Annotated in this window: 17 protein-coding genes; 5 read left to right on the top strand and 12 right to left on the bottom strand. The window is 35.7% G+C overall.

The genetic code is table 11. The features are described 5' to 3' along the window. Positions 1 to 167 precede the first annotated feature (167 nt). Complete coding sequence (uvrA, locus tag GWK10_RS04635) at positions 168 to 2,963, top strand: excinuclease ABC subunit UvrA (protein WP_164029755.1); 2,796 nt, start codon at positions 168 to 170, stop codon at positions 2,961 to 2,963. Positions 2,964 to 2,976: 13 nt separating this feature from the next. Here the strand turns inward: uvrA and GWK10_RS04630 are convergent, their stop codons facing one another. Both GWK10_RS04630 and GWK10_RS04625 read right to left on the bottom strand, forming a co-directional pair. Beyond that, positions 2,977 to 3,168 (bottom strand): hypothetical protein, encoded by a 192-nt coding sequence (locus tag GWK10_RS04630; RefSeq protein ID WP_164029754.1) that lies wholly within the window; start codon positions 3,166 to 3,168, stop codon positions 2,977 to 2,979. A 57-nt stretch (positions 3,169 to 3,225) separates the two neighbouring features. Further along, complete coding sequence (locus tag GWK10_RS04625) at positions 3,226 to 4,281, bottom strand: DUF3667 domain-containing protein (protein ID WP_164029753.1); 1,056 nt, start codon at positions 4,279 to 4,281, stop codon at positions 3,226 to 3,228. Between the two features lie 186 nt (positions 4,282 to 4,467). On the opposite strand from GWK10_RS04625, the gene GWK10_RS04620 reads away from it, so the two are divergent. After that, entirely contained in the window at positions 4,468 to 5,154 is a 687-nt protein-coding gene (locus tag GWK10_RS04620; RefSeq protein WP_164029752.1) for a hypothetical protein, read from the top strand. 209 nt (positions 5,155 to 5,363) lie between these two features. Here GWK10_RS04620 and GWK10_RS04615 read toward each other — a convergent pair whose 3' ends face one another. The 10 genes from GWK10_RS04615 to GWK10_RS04570 form a co-directional block, all read right to left on the bottom strand. Beyond that, entirely contained in the window at positions 5,364 to 6,698 is a 1,335-nt protein-coding gene (locus GWK10_RS04615; protein WP_164029751.1) for a M24 family metallopeptidase, read from the bottom strand. Continuing rightward, positions 6,695 to 7,768, bottom strand: coding sequence for an AMP-binding protein (locus GWK10_RS04610; protein WP_164029750.1), 1,074 nt, complete (start codon positions 7,766 to 7,768; stop codon positions 6,695 to 6,697). The genes GWK10_RS04615 and GWK10_RS04610 overlap by 4 nt, the downstream gene beginning before the upstream one ends. Positions 7,769 to 7,813: 45 nt before the next feature. Next, entirely contained in the window at positions 7,814 to 8,752 is a 939-nt protein-coding gene (locus tag GWK10_RS04605; protein ID WP_164029749.1) for a CPBP family intramembrane glutamic endopeptidase, read from the bottom strand. Positions 8,753 to 8,754: 2 nt separating this feature from the next. Then, positions 8,755 to 9,798 carry an o-succinylbenzoate synthase gene (locus tag GWK10_RS04600; protein WP_164029748.1) on the bottom strand — a complete coding sequence of 348 codons (1,044 nt, stop codon included), beginning with the start codon at positions 9,796 to 9,798 and terminating at the stop codon, positions 8,755 to 8,757. 442 nt (positions 9,799 to 10,240) lie between these two features. Then, positions 10,241 to 11,149: a 1,4-dihydroxy-2-naphthoate octaprenyltransferase gene (gene menA / locus GWK10_RS04595; protein ID WP_164029747.1), complete on the bottom strand. Its 909-nt coding sequence runs from the start codon at positions 11,147 to 11,149 to the stop codon at positions 10,241 to 10,243. Beyond that, complete coding sequence (locus GWK10_RS04590; protein WP_164029746.1) at positions 11,136 to 11,747, bottom strand: SPOR domain-containing protein; 612 nt, start codon at positions 11,745 to 11,747, stop codon at positions 11,136 to 11,138. The genes menA and GWK10_RS04590 overlap by 14 nt, the downstream gene beginning before the upstream one ends. Before the next feature lie 180 nt (positions 11,748 to 11,927). Next, a complete protein-coding gene (locus tag GWK10_RS04585) occupies positions 11,928 to 12,269 on the bottom strand; it encodes a DUF2853 family protein (RefSeq protein WP_164029745.1) in 342 nt (113 codons plus the stop codon). A gap of 119 nt (positions 12,270 to 12,388) precedes the next feature. Beyond that, positions 12,389 to 14,101 carry a 2-succinyl-5-enolpyruvyl-6-hydroxy-3-cyclohexene-1-carboxylic-acid synthase gene (gene menD, locus GWK10_RS04580; protein ID WP_164030544.1) on the bottom strand — a complete coding sequence of 571 codons (1,713 nt, stop codon included), beginning with the start codon at positions 14,099 to 14,101 and terminating at the stop codon, positions 12,389 to 12,391. Between the two features lie 58 nt (positions 14,102 to 14,159). Next, on the bottom strand, positions 14,160 to 15,227 hold the full coding sequence (locus GWK10_RS04575; RefSeq protein ID WP_164029744.1) for an isochorismate synthase: 1,068 nt from the start codon (positions 15,225 to 15,227) through the stop codon (positions 14,160 to 14,162). Position 15,228: 1 nt separating this feature from the next. Beyond that, positions 15,229 to 15,591, bottom strand: coding sequence for a PaaI family thioesterase (locus tag GWK10_RS04570; RefSeq protein ID WP_164030541.1), 363 nt, complete (start codon positions 15,589 to 15,591; stop codon positions 15,229 to 15,231). A gap of 149 nt (positions 15,592 to 15,740) precedes the next feature. Between GWK10_RS04570 and GWK10_RS04565 the strand changes: the two genes are divergently transcribed. The 3 genes from GWK10_RS04565 (at position 15,741) to GWK10_RS04555 (ending at position 17,905) form a co-directional block, all read left to right on the top strand. Further along, complete coding sequence (locus GWK10_RS04565; RefSeq protein WP_164029743.1) at positions 15,741 to 16,304, top strand: TetR/AcrR family transcriptional regulator; 564 nt, start codon at positions 15,741 to 15,743, stop codon at positions 16,302 to 16,304. 103 nt (positions 16,305 to 16,407) lie between these two features. Further along, entirely contained in the window at positions 16,408 to 17,259 is an 852-nt protein-coding gene (locus GWK10_RS04560; protein ID WP_164029742.1) for an alpha/beta hydrolase family protein, read from the top strand. Positions 17,260 to 17,269: 10 nt separating this feature from the next. Continuing rightward, the gene (locus GWK10_RS04555; RefSeq protein ID WP_164029741.1) at positions 17,270 to 17,905 is read left to right on the top strand and encodes a transglutaminase-like domain-containing protein; all 636 of its coding nucleotides are present in this window, start codon (positions 17,270 to 17,272) and stop codon (positions 17,903 to 17,905) included. Positions 17,906 to 17,922: the final 17 nt, after the last annotated feature.

Below are 17,922 nucleotides of genomic sequence, written 5' to 3'. Positions count from 1 at the left end.
AGTAAATGTGCTTTATAGGCGTATAAGTTTTTTTGATACGTCTCAAATATAATGACATTATTTCTAGAAATGCAAATCTGTAGTACATTTTTTCCGATTTTTAGGACGAACTGCACTTTCCAGCGAATATCAAATAGCGTATCTTTGAGGTTTATCAAATTCGCAGAATGCATCAAGACATTTCAACCGTAGATCCTAAGAAAAACATTATAATTAAAGGTGCTAAGCTCCACAATCTTAAAAATATTGACGTTGTAATTCCGCGTAACAAGCTTGTAGTGATTACAGGTTTATCTGGCTCTGGAAAATCAAGTTTGGCGTTTGATACCTTATATGCTGAAGGGCAGCGTCGATATGTTGAAAGCTTATCTTCATATGCAAGACAGTTTCTCGGTCGATTAAATAAACCTAAGGTTGATTATATAAAAGGTATTGCTCCCGCTATTGCAATAGAACAAAAAGTAAATTCTACCAATCCAAGATCAACTGTAGGAACCACCACCGAGATTTATGACTATTTAAAGTTACTATTTGCCCGTATTGGAAAGACCTACTCGCCCGTTTCAGGTAAAGAAGTTAGGAAACACACTGCTAGCGATGTATTAGATTTTGTTAAGACATTTGATACTAGTGAAAAGTTACTCCTGCTGTCCCCTATTATTCTTGAGGAAGGAAGAAAACTAGACGATAAACTTAAAGTGTTACTTCAGCAAGGGTATGCCCGTATTTTATATGCAAATGCGGTTTCGAGAATTGAAGAGTTTGACACCAAAAAGGTGGATGTTTCTAAGCTATTTCTAGTAGTAGATCGAATCATAGTACGAGATGAAGAAGATTTTTACAACCGTTTGGGAGATGCTATTGAAACAGCCTTCTTTGAAGGAAAAGGTACTTGTATTGTTCAAAAGCTTGAGGATAAAAAACTAAAAGAATTCAGCAATAAGTTTGAATTAGATGGAATACAATTCTTAGAGCCAAATGTTCATCTTTTTAGTTTTAACAATCCTTACGGGGCCTGCCCCAAATGCGAAGGTTATGGTGATGTAATTGGAATAGATGCAGATTTGGTAGTGCCTAATACTGCATTATCCGTTTATGAAAATGCCATTTTCCCTTGGCGTGGCGAAAGTATGAGCTGGTATAGAGATCAGCTAGTTAATAACTCTCATAAGTTCGATTTTCCTATACACAAACCTTATTATCAACTTACCGAGGATCAAAAAAGGTTGGTTTGGGAAGGCAATGAGTATTTTGAAGGCTTGCATCAGTTTTTCTCATTTTTAGAAGAGAAAAGTTATAAAATACAGAACAGGGTAATGCTTTCACGCTACCGCGGAAAAACAAAATGTGATGTATGTTATGGAAAGCGTCTACGCAAAGAATCTCAATTTGTAAAAATAGCCGATACTACCATTACGGACTTGGTAGAAATGCCGATTAAGGATTTGGCTGCATTCTTCGAAAATTTAAAACTGAATGAACACGACTCTCAAGTCGCAAAACGTTTATTAAAAGAAATTAATAGTCGTCTTTCCTTCTTAACAAATGTTGGGCTTAGCTACCTTACTTTAAACAGAAGATCAAACACCCTTTCTGGTGGAGAGTCACAACGAATTAACTTAGCAACTAGTTTAGGAAGTAGTTTGGTAGGTTCTATGTATATATTAGATGAACCAAGTATTGGATTGCACCCTAAGGATACTGAACGACTTATAAAAGTATTAAAGTCTTTACGGGACCTAGGTAATACTGTTATAGTAGTCGAGCATGACGAAGATATTATGGCTGCTGCCGATACCATCATTGATATCGGTCCTGAAGCTGGAACTCATGGTGGCGAGATCGTTGCAAATGGTACATTTAGCGAACTAAAAAAATCAGCTTCGCTCACAGCCAAGTATTTAGGCGGAACGATGGCAATCGAAATACCAGAAACGAGGAGATCTACAAAATACAGTATCGAAGTTCAAGGAGCACGAGAAAACAACTTGAAAGATATTACAGTCAACTTCCCTCTTGGCGGACTTACCGCTGTTACTGGAGTTTCTGGAAGTGGAAAAAGCACGTTAGTTAAAAAAATATTGTATCCGGCTATCTTAAAGCAAGTTGGCGGTTATGGTGATAAGCCTGGACAATTTACTTCCCTAGATGGGAATTTTAGTAATATAAAAAACATTGAGTTTGTAGATCAAAACCCGATAGGTCGGTCATCTAGATCAAATCCAGTTACCTATATCAAGGCGTATGACGATATTAGAACACTGTTATCTAATCAAAAACTATCTAAAATACGCAACTACAAGCCTAAGCATTTCTCATTTAATGTAGATGGTGGACGATGCGAAACATGTAAAGGTGAAGGTCAGGTAACGATTGAAATGCAATTTATGGCTGATGTTCACTTAACCTGTGAAACCTGTAATGGCAAGCGGTTTAAAAAGGAAGTATTAGAAGTTGATTTTGAAGGAAAGAATGTCGATGATATTTTATCGATGACGATTGATGATGCCGTTAATTTCTTCCATGAAAACAAACAAGATAAAATTACCAATAAACTGAAACCGCTACAGGATGTTGGTTTAGGTTATGTTACACTAGGACAATCCTCTTCTACTCTTTCGGGTGGTGAAGCGCAGCGTATCAAGTTAGCTTCCTTTTTGGTGAAAGGAAATACTAAGGATAAGGCACTTTTTATATTCGATGAGCCAACTACTGGACTTCATTTTCATGATATCAAGAAGCTTCTAAAGTCGTTTGACGCTCTTATTGAAAAAGGACACAGTATTATTGTTGTAGAACATAATATGGACTTAATAAAGTGCGCTGACCATGTGATTGATCTTGGACCTGAGGGCGGTGAAAATGGCGGAAATCTTATCGCATCAGGAACTCCTGAGGAGGTAGCCAAAAACAAAGAATCTTATACCGCGGAGTATTTAAAAGAGAAGTTAGTGTTAACATAATAACATCTAAATATTACTGTACATCTTTCTCCGATTTCTTGATTTTAAAATAGCTAAGCAAAGAGGCTACACTAATAAGTAAAAACGCTCCTCTAAATAGCCATATGCTCCCGAAAAGTGTTCCAGCGTCTGAATCAAGCAAGGCGCTTATAAATACAATTCCTGTTAAAATTCCTGTTACTAAATGCAAATTTTTTCTGTTCATTACTGCTTTTTTATGTTTCGCGATTACTTATTCTAGAGTATTATTTGACTTATTAAATCAATAGAGTAGCAAAGTTGTAAAGACAAGTACTCCAAAAGTTACAGGCAAAATAAATAATGCAAAAGTGAATCCTAAGAAAACATACTTCAAAAATGTCTTGAAATAACCTTGTTGGTAAAAGTTCTTCATCGAGATAAATAAGTGTATAATTAAAATCAAATACAGTAATGTCCACCACCAGCCGTCCATTTCGACGATCATACTAATCATGAGAAAAAATGTCAATAACAAAAATACCAGTGTAAAAAAGTAAAAGGAAAACACCATATGATGAGCATATCTAGCACGTTTCCAATACATCAGTTTTAATAAAAATGCGAAAATAGGTAGCAGAAAAAACAAGGCTATTGGAATAGTGCTATAAAAAGTTTCCAGCAAGCCACCACCGCGCTGCTTATAGAATTTAAGCAGCTTTCCAAACATATTTTTTCTAAAATTGGAGTCGTCGTCAGTCAGCCCCATTTCTCTATAAATTTGTTCATCAGTTGCATCAATTGCTATAAGAGAATCTAATTTTTCCTTATTAGCCTCAAAATCAAAATTATTGAAATCATCCGCATCCGCATTCTGTATTATTGAATCTATTTGCTTTAAATCCTCATCCTTAATACCCATCACCTTTTGATTCTTCTTTAAAGGAGCCATGATATTCTGTATCTGAATGGAATCTAACTTTTGAGAAGGTACACTATCTACTTTTATCTCACTATTAAATCCTTTCTGCAATGCCAAATCAAATTGTTCTTGTTGCTCACGCTGTACAAAAGAGTAAAAGAAAAAGAATACAACCGAAATAAAAAGATAGAATTGAGCTGGGTGTAAGTATTTTAAACGCTTACCATTTACAAAGCGTTTTGCCAACACTCCCGGTTTAAAAACAAGGGGTATAAAACTTCTAAAAAAACGAGCATCTACTGAAAAATAATTGGCAATGGTATTACTAAATAGGACTTTAACTGTAAGGTCATCTTCAGTAATTTGGCCGCAATTAGGGCAGTAATTATGGGATAATTCTATATCGCTTTCACAGTTTTCGCAAAAGTTGTTTCTCAAGGCTGTTAGTTTTTCTTAAATATACAAAATAGCCGTTTTCATTTTTATTAAATATTAGATTCACAACTTCCTCATCTTCAATACATAAAACTCTATTTTAAATTTTGGCACGGCCTTTGAAACTGCTTAGACAAATAGCGTAAGCCGAAAAGCTATATGAGTAGGCGTAATTCAAAACCTGATATTATGAAAAAGACAGCATTCTTTTTAGCAGTTATGATCGCATCGATGATGACTGTAACGGCTGCAGAAACAGCGACAACAAATGAGGGCCTAAACGGAATTACAAAACGCTATCGTCATGTACAGCCAATTCGGTTTGTAGAGCGTGGGGTAGTATTTTTTGTGTATCCTAATGGATCCTTTGACTACAATCCACAACGCACACGACTTAGACATCGAAGAGGAACCTACTATGGTGCATCAATATCTGCTCCTGGGTTTAATATAAACTACAGAAATCGTGGAAACAGATTTAGAAACGGGTTACGTGTTTCTTACGATTACTACGGTCGAATTAAAACGGTAGGCGGTGTTTACATCACCTATAACCGACGTGGAAAAGTAAGACGTATCGGACGAGTTAATATCTCTTACAACCGAGGTAGATTATATAATGTAGGTGGATTACAGTTGCATTATAACAACCGTGGGTATAACAATAGGTTATCTGGATTTATCAACGATTATAATACCGGATGTGGAATTTGTGGAACTACCGGATGTAGTGTGAACCACTTTGATCACGACGGATATGGATACGATGATGATGACGATTATTTCTATAACCGTAAAAGAAACAAAAAGAGAAAAAGAAAATATAGATCATATGATCATGACGACGATGATCATGATGATGATTGGGATGACTAAAAGTCCTTTTTAAAAGGCAAGGCCCTTTCTACACAAATGTAGAAAGGGCTTTTTGATTTCAGTAGCATATCCAAATGTCAGTTCGAGTGGTTTTTCTGAGGAACGAAAGAAAAACTGTATCGAGAACATTTAGATATCATCAAGGTTCTCGATACAATCCCGATAGCTATCGGGACCACTCGAACTGACATTGTTGATTAACTAAGAAACTAATCCTCCAAATGACCCTGATTTCTCGGTATCAACAAAAGCTCCGTTTGACGGCCATTAACATAACGAAAGCCATCTTTACCGTAAAAGCCAGCTTCTTCAAACATCATGCGCACATCTCGTTTCCATTCTTTGATATTTACCATCGTATTCCCTTCAATTGCATAGACCGTATTGTATTGTAAAGGGTAATCACCATCTCCCGGTACTCCACCTTGCGAATCCCACATTCCTAAAGTAGTTCCCGCACTATGGCCGTATAAACCCAAAGGATGCGTATAAATTGCAGGTCGCAACCCTTCGGATTTTCCTTCCTTAAGTGACTTTAACAGCACTTCGTTTCCTGTTTTTCCGGCCTGGAAGTTCCCCGTAAAGATATCTTGTACTCGATTCATATCTTTTAAAGCTTTTTTGAGATAAGCCGGAGCATCTTTTTCCCTAGGTTTTAAAACATAAGCCAGCTCTTGACAATCCGTATTTAATCGCAAATAAGTAATTCCAAAGTCGCAATGAAGCAAATCTCCAGGCAGAATAACCATATCTTCTGGTCGGTTAGAAAATGCATACAGGTGATTTCCTATCTTGTTTTCTGATCGCTGCACATCGACCGACGGATGGAACCAAGTTTCTAATCCCATATCAGTTACTTTTTGACGCATCCACCACTCTACATCGGTTGTCGTGGTTATTCCTGGTGTTATTACTTTAGAGGAGAATGCTTCTGCAATAATATCATGGGTAATCGTTACCAGCTGATCATAAATAACCATTTCGCTAGCAGTACGTGTTTCAATCCAGGCAACGGCAAGTTTTTCTGCTGATGTAATTCGCTTTTGAAACTTTGAAGGTAAGTATGTCATAAACTCATCATGATCTGTTTTTACCAAACCGTCAGCGATATTAAAATGCGTTGATGTATTAAGTCCAATGGTTTTTGGATTCCGTTCCTCGATTATTTCAATCAATCGTTTCCATTGATCGGGTTGTTTCTCCTTATCCCAAGCAGAGACGATGTTTTTCCCAACATTGTAACGGGCTATGGCAAGTTTCTCAATAGTATTCTTTGATTTGTTTCGATAAAAAACAAGAATAGTTCTCCTTCTCGCATTCAACCAAGTAGAAGGAAGCATCGTCCTCAATACTGGATCTTCGTTATACTCCCTAGAAATGACTACCCACATGTCAATATCTGATTTATCCATTAATTCGGGTAGTAAATTATTGAAACGATCCGCTAAAATTTCATCTACTACGGCTGCCCTTTCGCGTTCCGGAAGAATTTGTGCATTTGTGTAAAGACCAATTAATAAAAATGAAAAGGAAAGTAATCTCATAATAGTGTTTCTAAGGTTGTCGAACGTTTTATTTTCCCGCTTCCTGTTCGTTCAAATTCAGGAATAAAAAAAGTCTCTTTGGGAGTTTCATAGGTATCCAAATTTGCATACGTAACCGGATCTATGTCAATTGTATCGCCTTCTATTACCAAAACTAATTTCTCTCCTAAGGTTTCGTCTGGTAATGACGAAACGAAAAAATCCCTTGGCAAACTCTCTGCTAATTTTAATTCAATTTGTTCTGGAATTAGCTTCACACCTCCCGAGTTTATCACATTATCATATCGACCTAGCCACTCAAAAGTATTCTCATCAATGATCTTAACGATGTCATTAGTAATGATGGTTTCATCATTCAATTTGCTTGCATTAATAACCAAACAATTCCGTTCATCTTGAGATATCGAAACATCTGGTAATAACTGATAATGCATATGTCTAACTTCTGAAGCACTGGCGAAATTATTTAATTTTTTAGCCGCAATATGGGTAATCGTCTCAGTCATTCCATAAGTCGCGAATGCGTTAGCCGAAACAAGCTGTAATTTTTGAAATAAGGTGTTTGTAATAGGTGCACCACCAATAATTAGCGTGCCAACCCTGTCCAACTGATCGATTGAATGTAGTACTTGCAGCGGTACCATAGCGCAAAAATCATATTGTTTATTACTATGTCCCAAAGGTCGGGATGAAGGCGGAGCCAAATCTAACTCTAGGCCCAAAATCATAGCGCGGACCAACATCATTTTCCCAGCGATGTAATTGGCGGATAAACAACTTAAAGCGCTATCACCAATTTCAGTTTTAAAGAAATTACCAGTCGCTATAGCCGAATTAACCATGTACTGTTTCTTAATAGAAATCATCTTGGGATCTCCAGTCGTTCCAGAAGTTTTAATACGAATGGTTTCCTTATCATTTAACCAATCGGTCAAAAAATTGCCGACAGCCATCTCATAGGGTTCTCCTTCTTTAATAAAGCTATATGCAACTTCTTTTAAGGCATCTCTATCAAAATAAATTCCGTTTAGTTTGAAACGGAGATGAATCTTAGAAAAATGTGGTGTCATTAGTTATTTAGCTGTTGGCTAAAGTTACTAAAAACGTGTAGAATCTCATTTGCCAATCCCATTTTCCGTTACTTGTTCAACTGGCATCACAACTTTACCAAAAAGTTTATCTCCCCAATTTTTCCATTTGTAAGTAAAAGCTAGGATTATGATTATGATCGGATAACTTATCGCTACAGAGGCTAACATCTCATTCACCATAGCATCTGTTGCTTGTTCATTAACATACTTAAACATGGCGTCAGTTTGTAATGCTGACCATTCCGAGGTAACCAATAATGCAGCTAACAAATTATTACCTAGATGAAACCCTAGGGCTAGCTCCAAACCTTCATCCATCAAAGTCATTATACCCAATAACAAACCCGTTCCTATATAAAAAACCATCGTGATATAACCCATTTCGGCCACCTCTGGATTTGCCGAGTGCGCAACACCAAATAATACTGATGTAAAAATCAAGGGAAACCATTTATTCTTAACAGCAACACCTATTTGTTGCATTAAGTACCCACGGAAAAAGTACTCTTCAAATCCTATTTGAAATGGAAATAGAATAAGTGAAACAATAACTAATACTGTGAATTTTCCCGGCTCAAAATTCCAAACTACCTCTCCTGGGGTGCTATAATAGCTATATACAAAACCACCGATAGTCAAAACACTTATAAGTAGAAAAGAAAACAATATTCTTTTAAAATCTATTTTGGACCTTGAAGTTGTGAGCGATAAAAAACTGCGCTTATGCATGAAAACAACAAACACAATCAAAAAGATAAGTAAAACAACAAATGGGATTAAGTTAAGTATCAACCCTAGAATTTTAGGTATTGATTTCAGCATTTCATAAGCAGCTTCCATATCTTCTGGTGAAGTAAGTAAATAAGAAATGAAATTAATTATGAAGATTCCTCCGCATACTAAAGTTGTAATCCAGAACTTCCACGAAACATTGTCTCCTTTAAACGCTTGTGCTATATACATACTTAATTATCTAAAATTTTAATATCCCAATTCAACTCGGGATTGCAATGTAAAAAACCATTTTTAACTTCTAAAGGCGAATCGAAATTATTCGTATATAATCCTCCTGTTCCAAGGCCTTGGGGCATGCCATTATTTAAAGTCGATGTCCATTGTGCAATAGCATTCAAACCAATATTACTTTCTAAAGCGCTTGTAACCCACCAACCTATTCCGTGTTCCTCAGCAAAATCTATCCAGTCTTGGCTTCCACTATACCCACCAATTAGACTTGGCTTTAAAATAATGTATTGCGGATTGATGGTTTCAATAATTTCCTTTTTCTGATTATTATCTAATACTCCTATTAATTCTTCATCAAGTGCAATTGGCAGCGGGGTGATTTCACATAGCCTTGCCATTTCTTCTAACTGACCTTGTTTTATAGGCTGTTCTATCGAATGTAATTCAAATTTAGAGAGCTGATTCAATTTATCGAATGCATCCTCGGGAGAGAAAGCACCATTTGCATCTACTCGTATCTCAATATCATCAGAGCTAAATTCCTTTCTAATAAAGTTTAAGAGGTTGATCTCGTCTTGAAATTCAATGGCACCTATTTTCAATTTCACGCACTTAAATCCAGCATCAATCTTCTGTATGATCTGTTTTCGCATAAACTTCTTCTCACCCATCCATACTAAACCATTAATAGAAATGGGATTTTTTCCTAAAGTGAAATCAGATGGAAATAAAATAAAGGGATCGTTGCTTTCTAAGGATAGAAATGCTTGCTCTAAACCAAATTGAATCGATGGGAAATCGGCTAGGCTATCATACAATGATACCAAACCAAGATTAATATTATTGCATACCCATTGAAGCTTTTCCTCATAGTCACCTCGATCATCAATGCTTAGTCCTCTTAACAAGCCGCATTCGCCTATACCTTTTTTACCATTTTCTTCTAAAATGATAAACCAAGTCTCTTTTTGATGAAGAATACCACGCGAGGTACCGCTAGGTCTTTTAAATTGAAGTATGTGCTGCTTGTAGCTTGCAATCATTTAGGCAAAAATAACCTTAACGAAGAACTTTATTGGAAAAATTAAAAATACAATCGTACAAAAAATAATCAAGTGTTTTGGAACTCTACTTTTTTGAGCATCGATCTTAGGTTCTAATGAAAGAGCCAGATTACTTGTAAAAAAATAATGCATTACCCAATACAATAGTGGGACGAGCACGAGAATAAACCAACGGGAAATTAATAAATAATGACCAACAATTTGATGATGCAATTCTATTGAGTAGTAAAATAATGAAGCAGTACACAAGAATGTACTTAGTATGTGACTATTAAATAGTTTGATGTTTACAATATTAAAATATTGTCTAATCGTGAAATAGCAATATAATAAGGGACTTGCTAAAACTGATAACATAAGGTACTAGAGTGCTTTTATAGGTAACGCAAGAATTCTGGAATAGTATATGCAAATACGAAAATTAACTAAATATCATTTTGACCATTAATAATAATGACAAAAGAAAGGTGCTTAGGGCCACTTTTTTTAATTCAGGATCTAAATCCCCATTCAGTTGAATTTTTCGGATTTTGATTAAATGAATTGCTAAAGGAATAAAAGCGATAATCGGAAGCAAGCTAATAATACTGTCAAAAGTTTTCCAGCAGTAATATGAAATAGCGACAAAGGCAATACCTATAATAGCCAGATGAAATTTTCTTGCCCACCTACCTCCAAACTTTACGACAATGGTATTTTTATTTGAAGAACGATCAGAATCTTCATCCCGCATATTATTTAAATTAAGCACTGCTACACTTAACAATCCAATTGCTGTAGCGGGAAAAAGAATAATCAAGTCTAACCGCTTTGTATACAAGAAGTAACTGCCACCAACGGCCACTAAACCAAAAAAGATAAATACAAATACATCACCCAGACCATTGTAACCATAAGCAGAATCGCCTACAGTATATTTTATTGCAGCAATAATTGCAACAATTGCCAAAACTGTAAATACTAGGATATACAGGAGGTAATCTATTCCAAAAGAACTATAGATTAAAGAGAGAGCCGCTAATAATGAGAAGAGCGCAGTAATAATAACGCCTTTTTTCATTTCGGCTTTTGAAATAATTCCGCTTTGGACAGCACGTTTGGGTCCTATTCTATTTTCATTATCAGTTCCTTTAACACCATCGCCATAGTCATTGGCAAAATTGGAGAGTATCTGAAATAAAATCGTAGTGATAATAGCCAATACAAAAACAATTGAATTAAAAGCTTCATTATAGGCTAATGCCGTACCAGTTATAATTCCTGAAACCGAAAGTGGAAGTGTGCGAAGTCTGGCAGCGGATAGCCAGGCTTTAGTTTTACTTTGTGACATTCAATAAATAAGATTCCTTACTCATTTTTAGAGCCTCTTTTAAATCAATTTTTTCGTCTTTATAAACTGCAATCAGAAAAATATCTGAAGAAAAACCAATACGCTTTAACTCATCTCTAAGAGCGATAGCTTCTTTATAGCTGGCAAAATCTCCAACAGCTAAGCGCATATATCCTTTATCTCCCACTTGCCAAGGTTTAACGGCAACTCTAGTAGGCTTTTTATAATTAGCTAATTGCACTTTATACACCACACGCTCAAAACTATTAAGACCATTGCTTCCTAGCAACGAAGCTTCTTGTGCAATTGCCGATTCATTTTGGGCATACCGCAAACTATCTGTTAGTGCTAGTATGGCTGCTTGCTGGTTAGTATTTATTGATTCTTTAGGACTTGTTGAACTTGTATATAGAATCCACCCCAATGCGCCAATTAGCAGTAAGCTTAAACCACCCATTCCCCAGGTGTAAAAATTTTTTATCTTTTGGGTAGACTCTTTGTTTTCGAAATAAGATCTGCGGTATTGCTCCTTGTCTTTATTCGAAACGTCAATCTCTTTATAAAGGTCTAATAGGGTATCCTCTTCTATATACGGCATTTAAATCTTGTTTATCTAGATAAATCCATTAGGGTTTGAGGCTCGCATTTGTATAGCAAGTAAATTTAATATTTTTAATAGAATTCGAAAAAAGAATGGTCATTGTTATATGAATTGCTCACTTTTATCGATAAAAAAGCCAGCTTAAAGCTGGCTATTTCTTTTATATGGATCCAAATACTATTTGTAAACAGATTCTTTTTTGAAATGTGTAGTCAATAAGTAATATACTACTGCACGGTACTTGTTTCTATTAGAGCGACCATACTTCTCCATAACCGCATCAATAGCTTTGTCAAGATCAGCACTGTCTTTAAGACCTAATTTCTTCATCAGGAAATTCTTCTTAACCGTTGCTAGTTCGCTCTCGTCTGAACCAGAAACTGTTGCCGCATCCGCATTGTAAATAGATGGGCCACATCCGATTGTTACTTTTGTCAAAAGATCCATATTAGGTGTTACCCCACATTTGTCTTTCAAATCTGACGCATATTTTGCTATCAGGTCATCTCTTTTACTCATAATAATGATATTAAAGGTTGATTTGCATTTAAATTTCTCCTTAAAGATAAAGGAATTTTAACACTTGTCAGCTTTTTTTTTGAAAATGGATATGAATAAGTGCCAAGTTCAAAATATTACTATTTTATCTGGTTAAAATAATTCAGTAAAATGGTGTCATTTTTTAATCTTGGGGTAAATATCTCTAACAACTTAGCACGCTTACTTTCATTATGAAAATTGACAAGTGAAGTTGCTAGTGATTTTTCGTTAGAAGCACTGTCATATTCTATATCATGCATTTCACATAACTTCTCAGCTTTATGCGAATGTGTTGTTTCAAAATAGGTGTCAAAATTTTCACTGTCCTTATCCCCCGGAAGAATCCTAAAAATGCCTCCTCCTCCATTATTGATTATTATCAATCTAAAAGTAGTGGGAATATGATCATTCCACAAAGCGTTACTATCGTAGAAAAAACTCAAATCGCCAGTGATAAACGTCGTTTGTGTCCGATTAATGAGAGCAGCTCCTATGGCCGTTGAAGTGCTACCTTCTATTCCACTCGTTCCGCGATTACAAAATACTTTTAAAGTAGAATTTAGATCGAAAAGCTGGGTATACCGTATGGTCGAGCTATTACCAAGCTGTAGTTGGTTTCCAGACGGAATGTTATTTAATACCATTTCAAAGGCTTTTAAATCTGAAAAATCAATCTCACTCAAATACTTCTTGTGCTTTTGTCTTCTGTTGTTTCTTATGTTGTGCCAAAAATCAAAATAAGGACTCTTAGCCTTTTGAGTGTTATCTAAAAAGTGCTCAAAAAATGTATTGACATCAATTTCAAAATGTTTGTCTAAACAGAAATAAGTATTAAACGCTTTCTTTTCATCAACGTGCCAATGGTGTTTTGGCTGAAAGTCTCTTAAAAAGCCCTTTATTTTCTTGGATACCACCATCCCACCAAATGTCAAAAGGATATCCGGTTGTAAATCCTTAAACTCTTCTTGTTGAAGTGGTGCAATTAATTGATCGATACAATTGAAAAAGCGAGGGTGCGAAATATTTGATGTTGTCTCAGTCAATACAATAACTGATTCATCATTGGCCAACAAATCGAGATAGTGTTGTTTTACGGAATTAGGTGTATTCACCCCAACCAATACTATTTTTCGCTTAGCAGCTACCCATGCTTCTTTATAATCCTTAAGATCGGATTCAGAAAAAATTGGTTTTGATTTTGGCTTAATTACAATTGGTGAAACTGAAAATTCTGGAACTCGATCGTAGAGTGGTTCATAAAAGGGAACATTAATGTGAACTGGCCCTTTATTTTCAATAGCTGCATTTAAGGCATAATTAATTTCTTGCTCGTTATGTTTTTTAGACTCAAATTGCTTTTGAGCTAATTTCTTTAATTCTGGATTGCTGTCTAAAACCAACTCCGAATACAAATTGGCAGAATATAAAATGTGATTTTCAAATACATTTTTCTGTCTAATGGTTTGCCCATCACCAATATCAATGCGTTCAATAGGACGATCTGCACTAAGCACTACTAACGGAATATCGCTATAAAATGCCTCAGCTATTGCCGGATAATAATTGAGCAAAGCCGAACCTGAAGTACATACAAGTGCAACTGGCTTTTGTAACTGCTGCGCCATTCCTAATGCAAAAAACGCTGCGCAGCGTTCATCAACAATACTATACGTATTAAAAAACGGATTTTCAGTAAAGCTTATGGTTAATGGTGCATTGCGAGATCCAGGAGAAATAACAATATGAGAAATGCCCTTTTCTTGACACAAATACGCAACTGTTTGCGCTAAAGGAATTTTGGAATAGTTCATCATAGCAATGTGCTACAAAAATACTCGATACCTCAAATTTTTCCGAGCATTAATCGAATTAATTAGTAAGAATATTCACCATAGTTTTAGACTTATGCACGGTCTCTTCCCACTCCTTTTCAGGAATACTACCAGCGGTTATTCCGCCGCCGACATAAATTATGGCATGCTGATCTTGTAGTTGCATACAGCGTAAATTGACAAAAAATGAAAGTCTATCTTCTTCAATTTCTCCTAAATAACCAGTATAAAAACTACGGTCATACCCTTCATTCTTTTCTATAAATTCAATGGCTTTTAAAGTAGGAAAGCCAGCGACTGCAGGTGTTGGATGCAAAGCTTCAATAATTGGCTCTAGATATTTTTTATCTGTTAATTGCAAAGAAATAGTTGTTTTCAAATGGCCTACATTTCCTGCTTTTATAGTGTGTACACCATCTGTTTTAATCTCCACATTACTAGTACAAACCGTCTTTAATTGTTGAGTTATATAATCAGTCACTAATTGCTGCTCGTATTCTTCCTTTGCATCCCATTCGATATCTTTCCCCTGTATTATTGGCTTTGTTCCTGCCAAAGACATTGTTGTAAACTCGCCCTTCTTATATTTTATAAAGGTTTCAGGTGAAGCTCCAAGCCACATACCAACTTTAGGGTGATACCATAAATAACAAAATGCATTTGCATAGGTGTTTAACAAATTTTGAAATAAACTGATAGGATCGCTTGATCCTATATCTACTGATTGCTTGCGAGACAAAACAACCTTAACCAGTTCATTTTTTGAAATCGCAGAAATACCATTTTGCACTAGTTGGATGTGCAAATCTTTAGTAACTGCCTCCGCTTTTACCGTTGTTGAATTTGATAATGAATCTACTTTTTTAGATTGAAAATCAACAGACAGTGAAGTCGATAAATCTTTTGGAATTAAGATTTTTTGATCTCCGGAAAATGAGCAAAAAACAAAACCCGAACGACTAATAGATTCCGAATGAAATAATTGATCGTTCTCTTGCAGTAGACCTTTTATAGTATTTGAAACTGGCTTCCGGTATGCTACAAAGGGAAGCTTTGACTTATAATGAGTTCTTAGCTGTTGAAAGAAAACAGTAGTGTCCGCCATACTACGACTTCGGTAATAATATATTGGTAAGCTTCACAACAGATATAAGATTCCCTTCATCATCGGTTACTTTTATGTCCCAAAGTTGTAGGGTTCTGCCTTTATGAAGTAATACGGCTTTAGCATGCACATGGCCAGATCGAACACTCTTTAAATGATTTGCAGCAATCTCGACTCCCCTTACAAGATATTTGGAAGTGTCAACAAAAACATGCGATGCAGCACCACCTAAAGATTCGGCCAAAGCGACTGTCGCCCCACCATTTAATACCCCATCTGGTTGATGTACTTTTGATGTAACGGGCATGCTTGCTGTCATGAAATTATCGCCGACATCAGTATAAGTAATTTCTAAGGTTTCCATTAAAGTACCTGGCGATACGGCATTAACGGCTTCTAATATTTTCTGTTTATCCAAATCTTGATTTTTACGCTACAAAATTAACACATTGAAGCTGATTCTATATTTCAAAAATAGTATATTTGAATTTATTTTAACGAACGTTCAATAAAATGCCAAAAGTAAAAACAAGCAAAGAGGCTGTTCTAAATAAAGTAATCCCCCTTATTCGAAAAAGAGGAATTGCCAACACCAGTATGGCCGATCTTGCGAAGGAATGCGAAATACAAAAATCCCATTTCTACTACTACTTTGATAGTAAAGATGCGCTCGTAAAAGAAGTCTTAGCTACTACAAATAGTTATTTCTCTTATAACTTAAATAAAGTTTTATCCAATTCTCAATTTTCGATTTCAGAAAAACTCAAGGGCATAGAACACCTTCTGGGAAAACTATTTACAAATCGGCATGAGGGTTGTGTTATGGCCAACACTGCTCTCGAAGCGGCTTACTACAATCCCATTTATTTTGATGAAGTGGCAAAGTTCTTTGATTGTTTTATCAATGGTCTAATCGCCCTGTTGGAAGTAAACTATGATAAAAATGAAGCAAAGGAATTAGCAGAACAGATTGTACAAGATATTGAAGGTGGGATTTTATTAATGAAGGTATACCAAGATCAGCGTTACTTGTTCAATGCAATAAAAAGAATGAGAAAATTGATCAACAAACTTTAAAGTGAAGGCTCCCGGTGTAAAACGTGTTATTGGTATATACAACACACCGGGGCTCGCCTTCCGATCTGCGAAAAATATGATTTTAAAAACCAATTAAAAAATAATGCGGCAAGTTTCTATTACAACTGCTGATGATCAGCAAATTACCACGACCTACTTTAAACCGAAAAACCCTTCTGGTAAAACTATTGTAATTGCAGGAGGTGTTGGTTTACCGCAGCACTTTTTTTATAAGCTAGCAATATGGTTGGCAGAACAAGGATGTGATACGTACACTTTTGATTATAGGGGTATTGCTTTATCTAAAACAACCGCTTTAAATGAAACAAATGCTGGTTATTTTGAGTGGACCAACTATGATTTTATGGCCATAACAAGACATGTTAAGAACAAGCATACTAATAATAAACAATATCTAATTGGGCATAGCTTTGGCGGAAACAGTATTGGTTTAAGTGAAGCATATAAGTCATATGATAAGTTTTTATTTATCGGCTCTCAATTTGGCTATTTTAAAAATTTCCCGTCCCATATGCAGTTGCTCATACTTATCGGATTCGGACTTATAGTTGGTTTTCTGACGCCTATATTTGGATACTTCCCTTCTAAATATGTAGGGTTGGGCGAAGCATTACCAAAGCAAGTTGCATACGACTGGCGAACGCTGTTGTTAAGTAAAAAATCCGTGTTAGGATTGGCTGAAAAATTTCAAAGCAATCATTATGACAAAATCACACAACCAATGTTAATGATTAGCATTGATGATGATAATTTTGCTCCTAAAAAAACAGTTGATGCCTTAGCTAAACAGGTATTTGTCAACGCAGATATCACTAGAAAGCATTTGGAAGTAAAAGAACTTGGCATTAAAAAATTAGGGCATAACGATTTCTTTAGAAGCAAGCATAAGCAATTACTATGGCCAATTGTTAGTGCATGGTTTAATTTGAATTAATTGATTAAGAATGGAACAATACATACAACCTACATTTTATATTGACAGCGATAATGATGACATTCAAAATTATACGCAGAGAGTTACTAATGGCATAACAGATACAGTTGAACAGGTGAAGAGCCTATTCACTGCTGTTCGCGATGACTTTTATTACAATCCCTACGAACTTGACCTTTCTCCAAGCGGAATGAAAGCAAGCGCCGTACTCAACAAAAAAACTGCATATTGTATTGAAAAAGCTGTCTTATTGGCTGCGGTTTTAAGAGCTAAAAATATTCCCGCCAAACTGCATTTCGGAAATGTGAGAAATCATATTGCTGTTGGTAAATTTGTTGAGCTTACCAAAAGTGATTTAATGGTTTTTCATGGCTGTACAGTTGTTTGGCTTAATAACAAATGGATTAAATTAACACCAGCCTTCAATAAAGAACTGTGTAAGAAACTAAATGTAGGTGTATTAGATTTTGATGGGGAAAACGATGCTGTTTTTCAGCAATTTTCTAAAGATGGAAGTAAGTTTATGGTGTACGAACATGAATATGGCGAATTTAATGATCTCCCTTATGAAATGATGCTGGGAGAGTTCTCAAAATATTATGGTCATTTGTGGGATGGTAGTAGCCACAAAATTTTAATTCAATAAGATAACTTGAGTCCCAA

Origin of the sequence: Spongiivirga citrea, from assembly GCF_010671565.1 — a bacterium.
GTDB classification, from domain to species: Bacteria; Bacteroidota; Bacteroidia; order Flavobacteriales; family Flavobacteriaceae; genus Spongiivirga; species Spongiivirga citrea.
The sequence above is the reverse complement of the archived record's forward strand: the minus strand, read 5'-3'. Positions and strand labels throughout refer to the sequence as shown.

Excerpts from the sequence above, each read along its gene's own strand:
- uvrA (WP_164029755.1), top strand. The coding sequence starts at position 168 with ATGCATCAAGACATTTCAACCGTAGATCCTAAGAAAAACATTATAATT.
- GWK10_RS04630 (WP_164029754.1), bottom strand. The coding sequence starts at position 3,168 with ATGAACAGAAAAAATTTGCATTTAGTAACAGGAATTTTAACAGGAATT.
- GWK10_RS04620 (WP_164029752.1), top strand. The coding sequence starts at position 4,468 with ATGAAAAAGACAGCATTCTTTTTAGCAGTTATGATCGCATCGATGATG.
- GWK10_RS04615 (WP_164029751.1), bottom strand. The coding sequence starts at position 6,698 with ATGAGATTACTTTCCTTTTCATTTTTATTAATTGGTCTTTACACAAAT.
- GWK10_RS04610 (WP_164029750.1), bottom strand. The coding sequence starts at position 7,768 with ATGACACCACATTTTTCTAAGATTCATCTCCGTTTCAAACTAAACGGA.
- GWK10_RS04605 (WP_164029749.1), bottom strand. The coding sequence starts at position 8,752 with ATGTATATAGCACAAGCGTTTAAAGGAGACAATGTTTCGTGGAAGTTC.
- GWK10_RS04600 (WP_164029748.1), bottom strand. The coding sequence starts at position 9,798 with ATGATTGCAAGCTACAAGCAGCACATACTTCAATTTAAAAGACCTAGC.
- menA (WP_164029747.1), bottom strand. The coding sequence starts at position 11,149 with ATGTCACAAAGTAAAACTAAAGCCTGGCTATCCGCTGCCAGACTTCGC.
- GWK10_RS04590 (WP_164029746.1), bottom strand. The coding sequence starts at position 11,747 with ATGCCGTATATAGAAGAGGATACCCTATTAGACCTTTATAAAGAGATT.
- GWK10_RS04585 (WP_164029745.1), bottom strand. The coding sequence starts at position 12,269 with ATGAGTAAAAGAGATGACCTGATAGCAAAATATGCGTCAGATTTGAAA.
- menD (WP_164030544.1), bottom strand. The coding sequence starts at position 14,101 with ATGAACTATTCCAAAATTCCTTTAGCGCAAACAGTTGCGTATTTGTGT.
- GWK10_RS04575 (WP_164029744.1), bottom strand. The coding sequence starts at position 15,227 with ATGGCGGACACTACTGTTTTCTTTCAACAGCTAAGAACTCATTATAAG.
- GWK10_RS04570 (WP_164030541.1), bottom strand. The coding sequence starts at position 15,591 with ATGGAAACCTTAGAAATTACTTATACTGATGTCGGCGATAATTTCATG.
- GWK10_RS04565 (WP_164029743.1), top strand. The coding sequence starts at position 15,741 with ATGCCAAAAGTAAAAACAAGCAAAGAGGCTGTTCTAAATAAAGTAATC.
- GWK10_RS04560 (WP_164029742.1), top strand. The coding sequence starts at position 16,408 with ATGCGGCAAGTTTCTATTACAACTGCTGATGATCAGCAAATTACCACG.
- GWK10_RS04555 (WP_164029741.1), top strand. The coding sequence starts at position 17,270 with ATGGAACAATACATACAACCTACATTTTATATTGACAGCGATAATGAT.